Genomic DNA, 12275 nt, shown 5'->3' with positions numbered 1-12275 from the left:
CCCCCCCAGACCGCCCCTGACCGGCCCTGGGCGCCGCGCGGCGCCGAGTGGCGCCCCGGGTCAGGGGGCTGAGGGATCGGTGGGGAAGAGGACGGGGCTGAGCAGGTACGGCACCCGGCCCGGGCCGGGCTGGTTGCCCAGCCGGGGCCGCAGGGCGGCGACCAGTTCGCCGACGAGCTCGGTGAGTTCGTCCGGGCTGAGCCAGAGCGTGCCCTGGCGGTAGGAGACCGAGTCGGCCGTCGGGTTCGCGCCCTCACGGTCGAGGTAGGCGTTGAACTCGGCGATGAGGACGGCCATCGCGGCGGCGAAGCCGCGGCGGTGGTCCTCCAGGGACATGGTCGCGGCCGCTTCGCCGTCGATCGAGGGGCGGTCGCGGCGCAGCCGGTAGCGGCGCTCGACGACATTGCGGACGCGGCGCTCCTCGGCCACGTCGAGGAAGCCGGCCTCCGCGAGCAGGGCCACGTGCCGGTAGACGCTCACCTTCGGCACATCGGGCAGCCGGGCGGACAGTTCGCCGGTGGTGAGCTCGCGTCCGCCGGACAGGGCGTGCACCACGCGGAGGCGTACTGGGTGGAGAAGCAGTTCGGCGGTGTCCATGGCGCCACTATTTCATGAGTGATACCGTTATCGAAATTGAAAAATTGGATGGGGGAGCGCAGCGGATGAGACGGGAAACCGGACGTGCAGTGGCCGTGAACGGGCGCTCCGTCCATGTCGAGGAGTCAGGTCGGGGCGCCGACTGGGTGGTCTTCGAGGCCGGAGCGGGCCTCGGCCGGACCAGCTGGGACGCGGTCCTGCCGCTGCTGGCCGACCGTGCCCGGCTGGTGGCCTACGACCGTGCCGGGTTCGGCCGCAGCGGCCGAACCGCGGGCCGGCTGGGCATCGACGACCTGGCCGCCGACCTGGCCGCGTTGATCGGGGAAGTGGTCCCGCGATCGTCCCCTCCGGTGCTCGTCGCGCACAGCATGGGCGGCCTGGTCGCGCGCCGCGCGGCGGACCGCCTGGGCCTGCGGCTGCGCGGCCTGCTGCTGCTCGACCCGACACCGGAGAGCGCACCCGTCTACGACCGGTTCGACCGGACCGCCGGGAAGGTCGACCGGGTGCTCGCCGTGACGCAGGCGCTGGTGCGGCTGCGCCCACTCGCCCGCCTGGGCAGCGGGAACCTCCGGCGCGCGTTTCCGGCCGACACCTACGCGACCATGCTCGCCGAGGACCTCGTCCCCGCCGGGATCGCGCAGACCAGGAAGGAGCTCAGGGCCGTGGTCGAGGCCATCCCCCGGTTCCGCGCCGAGCCGCCCGGCCTCCCGAGCTGCCCGACCGTACTGCTCTCGCCGTCCCGCCCCGACCGGGGCCGCGCTGCGCAGCGCACCGCCATGACCGCCCACCAGCGGCAGTGGGTCGCGACCCTGCCGGACGGACTGTTCGAGGTGGTCGACTCGGGCCACCTCATCCAGGCCGAACAGCCGGGGGCGGTGGCGCAGGCGGTCGGTCGCCTCCTCGACCGGACAGGTCCTCGTTGATCCGTCCCTTCCCAGAGTTCCTGGCTTGCACGTGTCCGCCGACCGGGTGAGCCTGGAGTTGGCAGCCCGTACGGGGCGCGGGCAGGTGCGCCGGGCGTCAGAAGGACGCGTCGAGTCGCGGACCGCGTCGCACCGCATGGATCCCGCGCCGCATCGCACGGAACCACCACAGTGCTGAGGAACCGTCATGCCGCTGTTCACCGGTCCCGTTGACGACCCGCTCGCGTTCAACAACAACCCGTCCATGCAGGACGCCCTGGACACCACGCGGCAGCAGCTGTCGGACGCCGGCACCCCGACGGTCGACGACCTGGCCGTCATCGTCGTCGCGCTGACCGGGTTCGAGGGCGGGCTGAACCACCCCTGGGCGGCGATCCGGGACCAGGACGAGTGCTACTCGGCCAGCCTGATCAAGATCGCGGCGATGTACACGGCCTTCGACCTGCGGTCGAGCGCCGACCAGCTGGCCGGCGACCTGGGGCTGACCACCTGGCCGGCCATCGAAGCCGCACTGAAAGCCACCTTCGACCCGGACATCGGCACGCACACGCCGTCGCAGATCAAGGTGTCGACGGCGTTGCGCGCCGAGGACAAGGCCAGGCGGCCGAACTATTCGGCCGTTCTCCGACTCGGACCCTCCGGTGGGGTCTTCACGGTCGACTTCACTCCGGCGCAGGTGGCCGCGTTCGAGGACATGATGGTGCAGCAGAACGACCCGGGGGCCACCACGACGATCCACGGTCTGGGATACCCGTACCTCGACGGCAAGCTCGCCGACTCCGCCCTCTTCGACAGCGCCTCCGCAACGGGGCTGTGGCTGGCGGGCGACTACGCCGGGATCTGGCCGGCCGCGCGCATCCCGTGTGTCAACGACGTGGACACGGCCCAGGGCACCACCGCGCGGCAGCTCGTCAGACTGCTGACGCTCCTGGCGGACGACAAACTCGTCGGGCCGACGAGCAGCCAGGACATGAAGGCACTCATGGCCCGGGCGGGCACGTTCTTCGCGTCCACCAGCCCGCCGATCTGGCCCCCCGGCGGACAGTTCGTCGCCACCCACGGCAAGGTCGGCATCGGCTCGTTGAAGACCGGCCAGACCGTGCTGTCCGAGGGGATCCTCGTCAGTGACACCGTGCGGGGCAGGAGCTTCGCCGTCGTGTACCAGAACGTGATCCAGGACGGCCTGACACAGCGCCAGGCACTCGTACCGGTGGCGACGCTGATCGAAGCCGCCCTGAACGCCTTCTGACACCGGCACCCCCGGTCCCCGGCGAATGCGCAACCTGGACCATCCGGGCAATCGGCGCACGGACGGTGGGGGCCGCCCCCGGCCGGTGCCGGGGCGCGGTGTGACCCGTCCGGCGCAGCGTGGCGCGCGGGGAGGGCGGGAGGCTGCGATCTTCGGAGGGACCCGGCGGTGCCCGACTGCCGGGTCCCGTCGTTCCGAGACCGTGGAGGCCCGGATGTGGCAGGCTCCCCCCGCCCCCGTCAGCCGTGAGTGGCTTCCCGTCCTGGACATGCCGGCGCCCGCCGCGCAGAACCGCTGGACGGTGCTGCTGCGCCTGCTGCTGCTGATCCCTCAGTTCGTGGTGCTGTGGGTGCTGTCCCTGGTGGCTTTTGTGGTCACCGTGATCGGCTGGTTCGGTGCGCTGGTCCTCGGGCGGCTGCCCGGCTTCGTCGCGGACTACCTCACCGCGTTCGTCCCGTACGAGGCGAGGGTCACCGCGTATCTGATGCTCACCGTGGACCGTTACCCGCCGTTCCGGTTCAGCGCCCCCGAGTACCCGGTGCAGGTCGAGCTGCGGCCCGGTGAACTGAACCGGCTGGCCGTACTCTTCCGGATCATCCTGGTCATCCCCGCCTCGATCGTGCAGGGCCTGCTGCACGCGGGCTGGTGGATGGTCTCGTTCATCAGCTGGCTGGTGGTGCTGATCCTCGGCCGGATGCCGCAGCCGCTGTACGAGGCCACGACCGCGATCCTGCGCTACCAACTGCGGTACACCGCCTACCTGGTGATGCTCACCTCCGCCTACCCCAAGCGGCTGTTCGGCGAGGAGCCGAACAGCGAGCCCGAGCGGGTGTCGGCCACCCGTCCGCTGGTGCTGAGCGGCGGCGGGCGCGGGCTGGTGGTCCTCTTCCTGATCCTCGGCCTGGTCTCCTGGGCGACCAGCTCGGTCACCACCTCGGTGAACACCGACGACGACGACGAGGACAACGGCGTCAACCCGACCCAGCACGTCATCGCCCCGCTCGTGCCCGGCCCGCACTGACGGGGGGCGGCCGGGCGGCCGGGCGTCAGGGCCGGTGGATCGGGGCGGCCGCCTGCGCGGCCTGCTTGACGGCGGCGATCAGCTGGTGGCGGCGGGCGCGCAGCTCCTCGGGGCGGACGGCGAGGGAGACGCTGCCGATCACGGAGCCGTCCGTACCGAGCACGGGGGCCGCCAGGCAGGCCAGGCCGGGCCGGGCCTCCTCGACGTCCAGGGCGACGCCGGTGCGGCGGATCCGCCGCAGCTCCTCGTCGAGCCGTTCGACGGAGGCGATCGTGTGCGGGGTGAAGCGGCGCAGGCCGGGCTGCTCCAGGTAGCGGCGGCGGGCGGCCGGGCCGGCAGCGGCCAGGGCGATCTTGCCGTGGGCGTAGGCGTGGGAGCGCGGGTCGACGCCGACGGTGAGGTCGGGCCGCTGGTCGCCGTCGGCGGCGACGGTGCGCACGTCGGCGATCACCAGGCCGTCGCCCTGGTAGGCGACGTAGTTCGCCGAGGCGCGGGTGGCGTGCCGCATCCGGGCCAGCACGCCGTCGATGCTGTCGGTGAGGCCCATCTGCCGCTGGAACGCGCGGTGGAGGGCGGAGACCTGGTAGCCGAGGGCGTAGCCGCCGTCGGTGCGCACCAGGTAGCCGCGCTCGGTGAGCGGGGCGAGGAGGGTGTAGGCCGTCGACAGGGCGCAGCCGAGGCTCCGGGCGAGCGCCTTGGCCGGGACGGGCGAGGGTGACCCGGCGACGAGTTCCAGCACCTCCAGGGTGCGGTCGGCGGCGCGCGGCCCGGTCTGCCCGGCCATGGCGGGGTGCTCCTCCTGCTGGTGCTGCGTGACCCGTCCAGTCTGCCGGGGGCCGGACCGGGGGAGGCCACCGGCCCCCGGTCCGGCCCGCTCGGCGTCCGGGCCGGGCCTGGCTGGGACGTGCCCGGCTGGGCTCAGCCCTCGCGCGGGGTGATCTCGCCCATGAGGTCCCAGCCCTCGCGGTCGGGGAGGTCGACGCTGATGATCCGGGGCTTGGCGGCGACCGCGCCGGACAGCGTCTCAATGGCCTGCCGGAAGTGCGCCGACTCGACGTGCGCCCGCCCGGCCTCGCCGTCCCGGAACCCCTCCACGAGCACGTACTCGTTCGGGTCGTCCACGCTGCGGGACCAGTCGAAGAACAGGTTCCCCGGCTCGGCACGGGTGGCCTCGGTGAACTCGGCGACGATGTCGAGCCACTGCGCGCTGTGCTCGGGGCGGACGGGGAACTTCACGGTGATGAAGATCATGGCGCTCTCTCAGGTCGGGGAGACGGTCGAGCCCCCACCCTGCCCGACCGCCGCCCGGCCCGCGGAATGCACCGCACCGCGATTCCACCCATGCCGGAAACCGTCCCTGCCGGGGCCCCGCGGCGCCGCTACGGCAGGAGGCGGTCGGGGGAGGGGAGGCGCGTGATCGGCTCGTCGGCCCAGGAGTAGACCTCCAGGTAGGACAGCCGGCCCTCGGTGACGAAGACCATGACGCCGCCGATCGGGGTGCCGTCGGCGTCGACCACGGTGGCCTCGGCGGCGGGAGTGCCGGTGACGGGTGCGGCGGGTGCGGCGGCCGGGTCGGCCAGGGCCAGGTCCAGGCTGGGGCAGGGGCACTCGCAGCCGCCGGTGACCCGCAGGTGGGGGATCTGGGCGCGCAGGGCGCGGAAGGCGGGGGTGTCCGCCGCGAGCAGCGACTCCAGGAGGGCGACCGCCTCGGCGGGGAGATGGTCGGCGGGGAGGTGGTCGTCGGTCTCGTGGTTGTCGGGCTTGCGGTCGTCGGGCTTGCGGTCGTCCATGGGGAGGAGCCGATCATCCGTCCGGAGGGGACGTCAACCGGGTTGGGCGGGCACCGGCGCTGGCCGGTGCCCGCCCGGCGGGACGGGTGCGGCGCCTGGCGGTCAGGCCAGGACGGCCGGCTTGAGGACCTCCTCGCACCACTGGCGGAAGCTCGTCGGGCTCGCGGTCCGCGGGGTGCGCTCGACCCCGGCGTCGAGGCCGTCGTCCTTGGCGCGCATCATGTCGAGGTAGCCGTCCGCCAGCGCCTCGCTGTAGCCCTGTCCGGCGAGCGAGGCGCGGAAGTCGTCCAGCGACTGGCGCTCGTAGCGGACCGGGCGGCCGAGGACCTCGGACATGACGCGCGCCATGTCGTTCGCGGAGAGGTCCTCGGGGCCCAGCACCGGGACTTCGCCGGTCCCCGTCCAGGAGCGGTCGAGCAGCAGGTCGGCGGCGGCCGCGGCGATGTCCCGGGTGGCCGCCAGCGGCGCCGGGCGGTCGGCGGCGACGGTGGAGGTGTACACGCCGCGGTCCCGGATCGAGGCGGACTGCCACAGCAGGTTGTCCATGAAGGAGGGGTTGGCGAGCGCCCGGTAGGCCGCGCCGGTGCTCGCGAGGAGGTCGTCCATGGCCAGGGAGGCCGTCACGTGCCCGGCGCGGTCGGCGACCGGGGTGCCGCGGCCGAGTGCGGAGACGCCGACGACGTGCCGGACGCCGTGGGCGGTGAGGGCCTCGGCGGCGGCCCGGGTGAACCCGGAGTAGACGGCGTCCAGGCTCGGCGCCTGCCGCGTGGGCGGGACGACCCAGAAGACGGCGTGCGCGCCGGTGAAGGCCCGGTCGACGACCTCGGGGTCGTCGTGGGAGCCGGCGACGACGTCGACGCGGGCCCGGACGGCCTCCGGGAGCCTCGCCGGGTCGCGCACGACGACGCGCAGTTCCTCGGCGGCGGCGCGCGGCCCGGTGAGCAGGAGGTCGAGCAGTCGGCCGCCGATCTGGCCGGTGGGAGTGGTGATGACGATCATGTGTCGAGTCTCGGGCCGGCCAACTGCGGCGTCCAATACCCTTCCTGGGCATTGATACCTTCCAGGCATGGATCTCGACCTGCGCAAGCTCCGCTACTTCGCGGCGGTCGCCGAACACCGGCACTTCGGCCGGGCGGCGGAGCAGCTCTTCATCACCCAACCCGTCCTCAGTCGTCAGATCCGGGCCATCGAGCAGGAGTTGGAGTGCACCCTGCTGGTCCGGACCACGCGCAGCGTGGAACTGACCCCGGCCGGCCGACAGCTCCAGGAGGAGGCGCGGGGGATCCTCGCGGCCGTCGCCGCGGCGGTGCAGCGCGTGCACGACGCCGACAAGGGCACCCGGCGGCTGGTCGTCGCCTTCTCACCCGGCCTGCACGTGTCGGAGGCGATCCGCGCGTTCGCGCTGCGACACCCGGACGTCGAGACCGACCTCGTCCCGGCGCGCTGGTGGGAGCAGGACGCGCCGCTGCGCGACGGCCGCTGCCAAGTGGCCTACCTGCGAAGGCCGTTCGACGACTCGGGGCTGCGCACCATCCCGATCGGCCACGAGCCCCGGGTCGCCTGCCTGCCCGCGACGCACCCGCTGGCCGCCCGCGCCGAACTCACCACCGCCGACCTCGTCGGCGAGCGGATGCTCGACGCACCGGTCCGGCGGACGGCCTCCCTGGAGGAGAAGTTCGAGCTGATCGCCTCCGGGCACGGCATCGCCCTGCTGCCGCTGAGCGTGGCGCGCTCCTACGCCCGGCCCGACCTCGTCCACCGGACCGTCACCGACGTCCCCGGGGTCGAGACCTGCCTGGCCGTCCCGGCCGACCTGGCGGACCTGGCCGACCGGCGGGGCAAGCCGCTGCGCGACTTCCTGGAGATCGCCACCGCCACGCTGCGGCCCGCCTGACCGCGCCACCCGCCTGACCGCACCGCGCGCCTATCGGCCGGGGGCGCCCGGGCGGGAAACCGCGCGACGCCGACCTGCGGAGACGGCTACGCTGCCCCGGTGATCGAGGACGGAGCAACGGACCGGGGCAGCGTGACCACGGTGCGGCGGATCGGGGACACCATCCGCCGGCCGGTCGGCCCGTGGACGCCCGCCGTCCACGCGCTGCTGGCCCACCTGGAGGCGGCGGGCTTCACCCGGTCCCCACGGCCGATCGCCCTCGAGGGCGGCGAGGAGGTGCTCTCGCTGCTGCACGGCGAACCCGCCTTCGCGCCCTGGCCGGCCGTCCTGCGCTCCACCACGGGCGTCCGCGCCCTCGGGCGCTGGCTGCGCGAGTACCACGACGCCGTCCGGGACTTCCGCCCGCCCGCCGGGGCGAGCTGGCAGGGCGCGGAGCAGGAGTGGCGGCCCGGCCTGGTCATCCGGCACGGCGACCTGGGCCCGTGGAACGCCGTATGGGACGGCGACCACCTGGCCGGCTTCATCGACTGGGACTTCGCCGCGCCCGGCCACGCCGTCGACGACCTCGCCCAACTCGCCTGGTACGCCGTGCCGTTGCGCTCCGTCGAGCAGCAGCGCCGGGCCGCCGTGAGCGGGCCCGGGGTGCTGCGGGAGCGCCTGGACGCGCTGTGCACCGCCTACGGTGAGCGGCCGGAGGCGGTGCTCGACGCCCTGGACGCGCTCCAGACCCGGGAGGCGGCCCGGATCGAGCGGCTCGGCGGGCGCGGCGAGCAGCCGTGGGCGGCCTTCCTCGCCCGCGGCGACGTGGCCGAGATCACGGCCGAGCGCCGCTGGCTCCGCGCCGAGCGCGCGACCCTGCTCGAGGGCTGAGCCGGCTGAGTCGGCCGGTGTGGCCGGTGCGGTCGGGGTGCGTCCAGTCGGCCGGAGTGCGTCCAGGGCTCGGGGCTCAGACCAGGCCCAGCACCAGCTTTCCGGTGTTCTCCCCGCGGAAGAGCATCCCGAGGGTCTCCGGGAAGTCCGCGACCGTGCCCTCGACCAGGTGCTCCTTCACCTTGATCCGGCCCTCGCCGATCCAGCCCGCGATCTCGGCCGCCGCCTCCGCGTACCGGCGGGCGTAGTCGAACACCACGAAGCCCTCCATCCGGGCCCGCCGCACCAGCAGCGACAGGTAGTTGGACGGGCCCTGCACCGAGTCCTCGTTGTTGTACTGGCTGATCGCGCCGCAGACCACCACCCGGGCGTGCATCGCCAGCCTGGTCAGCGCGGCGTCCAGGACCGGGCCGCCGACGTTGTCGAAGTAGACGTCGATGCCGTCCGGGGCGTGGGTGCGCAGCGCCTTGCGGACGTCCTCGGCGCGGTAGTCGATCGCCGCGTCGAAGCCGAGCTCCTCGGTCAGCAGCGCGCACTTCTCCGGCCCGCCGGCGATCCCGACCACCCGGCAGCCCTTCACCTTGGCGATCTGCCCGACCATGGTGCCCACCGCCCCGGCCGCGCCGGAGACCACCACGGTCTCGCCCTCCTTGAGCGCGCCGACCTCCAGCAGCCCGAAGTAGGCCGTCATCCCGGGCATCCCGAGCGCCCCGAGGTAGGTGGGCAGCGGGGCGAGCGCGGGATCGACCTTGACCACGCCCTTGCCGTCCGACACCACGTAGTCCTGGACCCCGAAGGAACCCACCACGTGGTCGCCGACCCGGAACTTCGGGTGGTTGGACGCGACCACCTCGGCCACCGCCCCGGCCCGCATCACCTCGCCCAGCCCCACCGGCGGCAGGTAGGACGGCCGGTCGTCCAGCCACCCGCGCATCGCCGGGTCCAGCGACACGTACCGCGTCCGCCCCAGGAACTCCCCGTCCCCGGGCACCCCCACGGGCTCCTCCCCGTACGCCCAGTCCTCCGGCCGGACCTCCCCGACCGGTCGACGGGCAAGGCGGATCTGACGGTTGACGTCGGTCATGACGACTCCTGGTGGCGTACTCGCGCGGTGGAAGGACAGGTGCCGAGTCTAAGCAAGCGCTTAGTCATATGACTAGTGAATGTCCGGATTCAGTGGGTCGGGCGTGGTGAAGCGCGGAGGAGGGGGTCGAGGCACCGATAGCGCGGTCGACGGGCAGGCGCGGAGGCGGGAAGATCCGGAGACCGAGGACCGAAGGCGGGGAGTCTGGTGATCACTCAGGGCGTGAAGATCACGACGCGTTGCGATGACTGCGGTGGTGTGCTGATACGCGACATCGGCCAGTTCATCGACCGCGGGCAGGTGGGGTGGGGCACCGAAGGCAGATGCCGGACCTGTCCCACTGCGTGGTGCGAGCAGGACAGCGGCGCAGGGACTCCCGAGGAGATTCGGCAGGCGCTGCTGGCAGAGCACGGCCCAGCTCGACTCCGCCTCGCGGGGCCCGAGTCGAGCCTTGTCCCTGTCCTGCACGTTCTGCGGGAGATACACGGGCTGTCGCTGGCACAGGCACGGGCCATCGCCGACGAGCTGAGGACGACCGGCCTGGTGGGCACGCTGGTCGAAATGGAGCTTGTGGCCGCCGGGCTCCGACGTCGCTCAGTAGCAGTGACTGTTGAGCAGGCGGCCGACCGACGGCCAGCGACCCAGCCAGAACGGCTTGACAAGAGGATTAGGAATCGACGGGCAGGCCGGTGAGGGCGAAGCAGGCGCCGCCGCCGTGGTGGGGGTCGGTCTCGCGGGCGACGAGGTCGGCGCCGTGGGCGCGGGCGATCTGGCGGGCCATGGCGAGGCCGAGGCCGGAGCCGGGGAGGCTGCGGGCGGTGTCGGAGCGGTAGAAGCGGTCGAAGACGTACGGGAGGTCCTCGGTGGCGATGCCCGGGCCGTGGTCGCGGACGGACACCTCCAGGGTGTCGCCGCCGTCGCCGGCCAGCGCCACCCGGACCTCCACCGGTCCGCGCCCGGCGCCGAACTTGGCGGCGTTGTCGAGCAGGTTCCCCAGCAGCCGTACCAGCCGGGCGGGGACGCCCGGCACGACCGCCTCGGCGGCGCCCGGTCCGACGGAGAGGGTGAACTCCTGGCCCGGCCAGTGCCCGCGCGCCGAGGTGACGGCGTGCTCGACCAGGGGCAGCAGGCGGAACCGCTCGACCAGAGCCTGGGGCTCCTCGTCCCGGGCGAGTTCGACCAGGTCGTTGACCATGCCGGTGACCTCGCGCAGCTGCCGCCCCAGGGCGGTGGCGGCCCGTTCGCGCTGGGCGTCGGTGAGCCGGTCGCCGCGGGCCAGCAGTTCGGCGTTGGTGCGCAGCGCCGTCAGCGGGGTGCGCAGTTCGTGCGAGGCGTCGGAGACCAGGCGGCGCTGGGCGGTGACCGAGCGTTCCAGCGCGTCGAGCATGGTGTCGAAGCTCTCGCCGAGCCGGCTGACCTCGTCCCGGCGGCGGCCGGTGGCCGCGTGGGAGGTGATCCGGTGGTGGGGGTCGCCGGTGGCGGTGATCCGTTCGACCGTGGCGGTGAGCCGGGCCACCGGGCGCAGGCCCGTCCGGGAGACCCACCAGCCGAGGAACCCGGCCGCCAGTACCCCGGCGGCGCCGAGCCCGGCGAACGCGGCCGCGGACTGTCGTACGGCGCGGTCCACCCCGTCCGAGCGCAGCACGACCTGGAGGGCGGTGCCGCCCCGGAAGGGCGTGACCAGCATCCGGGCCGGGAACCCGGCGACGGTGGCGGTGCTGAAATAGGCGGCGCGCTGCCCGGCGGCGACCTCGCGCACGGCCGGGGTGACCGGGAACAGGTACGGGGCGACGGCCGTCCGGGGGGCGCGGGCCGGGTCGGCCGGGACGATCTGGGTGCAGGCCGGGGCGGCCAGGTAGCGGCACTGCCCGGAGAGCACGCCGGGCGGTTCGTTGCCCTGCTGCTGGAGGGCGACGGTGGCGGCCTGGGTGAGCTCCAGCTCCAGTTGGTGGGTCAGTTCGTAGCGGATCACCGCGAAGGCGGCCCAGCTGAGGCCGAGGGCGACGGTGGCGACGGCCAGGGCGGTCGCCACGGCGAGCCGGACGCGGAGGGTCACGAGTCTGCGGCCAGGCGGTAGCCGACGCCGTGCACGGTGTGCACCAGGCGCGGTTCGCCGCCCGCCTCCAGCTTGCGGCGCAGGTAACCGACGTACACGGCTAGGGAGTTGGACTCGGGGCCGAAGTCCTGCCCCCAGACCCGCTCCAGCAGCGTCTCCCGGGTGAGCACCTGCCCGGAGTGGCGCAGCAGCAGTTCCAGCAGGGTCGCCTCGGTGCGGCTGAACTCCAGCCGGCGGGAACCGCGGTGCCCGGTGCGGGTCCGCGGGTCCAGGACCAGGTCGGCGTAGCGCAGTTCGGCGTCGGCCTCGGCGCCGGGCGCGTCGAAGGCGGCGCGGCGCAGCAGTGCGCGCAGCCGGGCGGTGAGTTCGGCCAGGGCGAAGGGCTTGACGAGGTAGTCGTCGGCGCCGGCGTCCAGCCCGTCGACGCGGTCGTCGATGTTGTCCCGCGCGGTCAGCACCAGGACTGGGGTGCGGTCGTGCAGGGCCCGCAGCTGGCGGCAGACGGCGAGGCCGTCGAGGACCGGCATCATCACGTCGAGCACGACCGCGTCGGGCTCGTGGGAGGCGATCTTCGCCAGGGCGTCGTGGCCGTCGACGGCGGTGACCACCTCGTAGCCCTCGACGGTCAGTCCGTCGGCCACGGCCTCCCGCACCTCCTGGTCATCGTCCGCCACCAGAATCCGCACCGCCGACCCTCCGCTCCTCGTACCCCGTTGACCTGCTCCGACGGCCCGTTCCGTGCGCGCGGGCCGTGCCGTGCTCGCGGCCGTTCCATGCGCACGGGCCGTTCC

At 73.7% G+C, this 12275-nt stretch carries 14 protein-coding genes; 6 read left to right on the top strand and 8 right to left on the bottom strand.

Translation table 11 applies throughout. The features are described from left to right. Window positions 1-60 precede the first annotated feature (60 nt). Window positions 61-597: a helix-turn-helix domain-containing protein gene (locus AB0F71_RS12510; RefSeq protein ID WP_360231689.1), complete on the bottom strand. Its 537-nt coding sequence runs from the start codon at window positions 595-597 to the stop codon at window positions 61-63. 95 nt (window positions 598-692) lie between these two features. On the opposite strand from AB0F71_RS12510, the gene AB0F71_RS12505 reads away from it, so the two are divergent. From AB0F71_RS12505 to AB0F71_RS12495, 3 genes are all read left to right on the top strand, one after another. Beyond that, entirely contained in the window at window positions 693-1520 is an 828-nt protein-coding gene (locus tag AB0F71_RS12505; RefSeq protein WP_360231686.1) for an alpha/beta hydrolase, read from the top strand. A gap of 187 nt (window positions 1521-1707) precedes the next feature. Then, a complete protein-coding gene (locus AB0F71_RS12500; protein ID WP_360231683.1) occupies window positions 1708-2769 on the top strand; it encodes a hypothetical protein in 1062 nt (353 codons plus the stop codon). Window positions 2770-2983: 214 nt separating this feature from the next. After that, window positions 2984-3790, top strand: coding sequence for a DUF4389 domain-containing protein (locus AB0F71_RS12495; RefSeq protein WP_360231680.1), 807 nt, complete (start codon window positions 2984-2986; stop codon window positions 3788-3790). Window positions 3791-3815: 25 nt separating this feature from the next. Here AB0F71_RS12495 and AB0F71_RS12490 read toward each other — a convergent pair whose 3' ends face one another. The 4 genes from AB0F71_RS12490 to AB0F71_RS12475 form a co-directional block, all read right to left on the bottom strand. Next, window positions 3816-4574, bottom strand: coding sequence for an IclR family transcriptional regulator C-terminal domain-containing protein (locus tag AB0F71_RS12490; protein ID WP_360231677.1), 759 nt, complete (start codon window positions 4572-4574; stop codon window positions 3816-3818). A gap of 134 nt (window positions 4575-4708) precedes the next feature. After that, window positions 4709-5041: a putative quinol monooxygenase gene (locus tag AB0F71_RS12485; RefSeq protein ID WP_360231674.1), complete on the bottom strand. Its 333-nt coding sequence runs from the start codon at window positions 5039-5041 to the stop codon at window positions 4709-4711. 128 nt (window positions 5042-5169) lie between these two features. Beyond that, window positions 5170-5580 carry a hypothetical protein gene (locus AB0F71_RS12480; protein ID WP_360231671.1) on the bottom strand — a complete coding sequence of 137 codons (411 nt, stop codon included), beginning with the start codon at window positions 5578-5580 and terminating at the stop codon, window positions 5170-5172. A 102-nt stretch (window positions 5581-5682) separates the two neighbouring features. Next, a complete protein-coding gene (locus tag AB0F71_RS12475; RefSeq protein ID WP_360231668.1) occupies window positions 5683-6579 on the bottom strand; it encodes an NAD(P)H-binding protein in 897 nt (298 codons plus the stop codon). Between the two features lie 67 nt (window positions 6580-6646). Between AB0F71_RS12475 and AB0F71_RS12470 the strand changes: the two genes are divergently transcribed. Together AB0F71_RS12470 and AB0F71_RS12465 are read left to right on the top strand one after the other, a co-directional pair. Next, window positions 6647-7474: a LysR substrate-binding domain-containing protein gene (locus AB0F71_RS12470; RefSeq protein ID WP_360231665.1), complete on the top strand. Its 828-nt coding sequence runs from the start codon at window positions 6647-6649 to the stop codon at window positions 7472-7474. 99 nt (window positions 7475-7573) lie between these two features. Then, window positions 7574-8344, top strand: a complete 771-nt coding sequence (locus AB0F71_RS12465; RefSeq protein ID WP_360231662.1) for a phosphotransferase — start codon at window positions 7574-7576, stop codon at window positions 8342-8344. Window positions 8345-8420: 76 nt separating this feature from the next. Here the strand turns inward: AB0F71_RS12465 and AB0F71_RS12460 are convergent, their stop codons facing one another. Then, window positions 8421-9428, bottom strand: a complete 1008-nt coding sequence (locus tag AB0F71_RS12460; protein WP_360231659.1) for an NADP-dependent oxidoreductase — start codon at window positions 9426-9428, stop codon at window positions 8421-8423. A gap of 222 nt (window positions 9429-9650) precedes the next feature. Here AB0F71_RS12460 and AB0F71_RS12455 point away from each other — a divergent pair, with 222 nt between their 5' ends. Continuing rightward, window positions 9651-10121 (top strand): hypothetical protein, encoded by a 471-nt coding sequence (locus AB0F71_RS12455; protein ID WP_360231656.1) that lies wholly within the window; start codon window positions 9651-9653, stop codon window positions 10119-10121. Here AB0F71_RS12455 and AB0F71_RS12450 read toward each other — a convergent pair. Next, the gene (locus tag AB0F71_RS12450; RefSeq protein WP_360231653.1) at window positions 10096-11484 is read right to left on the bottom strand and encodes a HAMP domain-containing sensor histidine kinase; all 1389 of its coding nucleotides are present in this window, start codon (window positions 11482-11484) and stop codon (window positions 10096-10098) included. The genes AB0F71_RS12455 and AB0F71_RS12450 overlap by 26 nt on opposite strands. Next, on the bottom strand, window positions 11481-12170 hold the full coding sequence (locus AB0F71_RS12445) for a response regulator transcription factor (protein WP_360231650.1): 690 nt from the start codon (window positions 12168-12170) through the stop codon (window positions 11481-11483). The genes AB0F71_RS12450 and AB0F71_RS12445 overlap by 4 nt, the downstream gene beginning before the upstream one ends. Window positions 12171-12275 lie beyond the last annotated feature (105 nt).

Origin of the sequence: Kitasatospora sp. NPDC028055, from assembly GCF_040637885.1 — a bacterium.
Taxonomy (GTDB): domain Bacteria; phylum Actinomycetota; class Actinomycetes; order Streptomycetales; family Streptomycetaceae; genus Kitasatospora.
The sequence above is the reverse complement of the archived record's forward strand: the minus strand, read 5'-3'. Positions and strand labels throughout refer to the sequence as shown.

Bases quoted from the DNA above. Each gene is read 5' to 3' on its own strand.
- AB0F71_RS12510 (WP_360231689.1), bottom strand. From the start codon at position 597: ATGGACACCGCCGAACTGCTTCTCCACCCAGTACGCCTCCGCGTGGTG.
- AB0F71_RS12500 (WP_360231683.1), top strand. From the start codon at position 1,708: ATGCCGCTGTTCACCGGTCCCGTTGACGACCCGCTCGCGTTCAACAAC.
- AB0F71_RS12495 (WP_360231680.1), top strand. From the start codon at position 2,984: ATGTGGCAGGCTCCCCCCGCCCCCGTCAGCCGTGAGTGGCTTCCCGTC.
- AB0F71_RS12490 (WP_360231677.1), bottom strand. From the start codon at position 4,574: ATGGCCGGGCAGACCGGGCCGCGCGCCGCCGACCGCACCCTGGAGGTG.
- AB0F71_RS12485 (WP_360231674.1), bottom strand. From the start codon at position 5,041: ATGATCTTCATCACCGTGAAGTTCCCCGTCCGCCCCGAGCACAGCGCG.
- AB0F71_RS12480 (WP_360231671.1), bottom strand. From the start codon at position 5,580: ATGGACGACCGCAAGCCCGACGACCGCAAGCCCGACAACCACGAGACC.
- AB0F71_RS12475 (WP_360231668.1), bottom strand. From the start codon at position 6,579: ATGATCGTCATCACCACTCCCACCGGCCAGATCGGCGGCCGACTGCTC.
- AB0F71_RS12470 (WP_360231665.1), top strand. From the start codon at position 6,647: ATGGATCTCGACCTGCGCAAGCTCCGCTACTTCGCGGCGGTCGCCGAA.
- AB0F71_RS12460 (WP_360231659.1), bottom strand. From the start codon at position 9,428: ATGACCGACGTCAACCGTCAGATCCGCCTTGCCCGTCGACCGGTCGGG.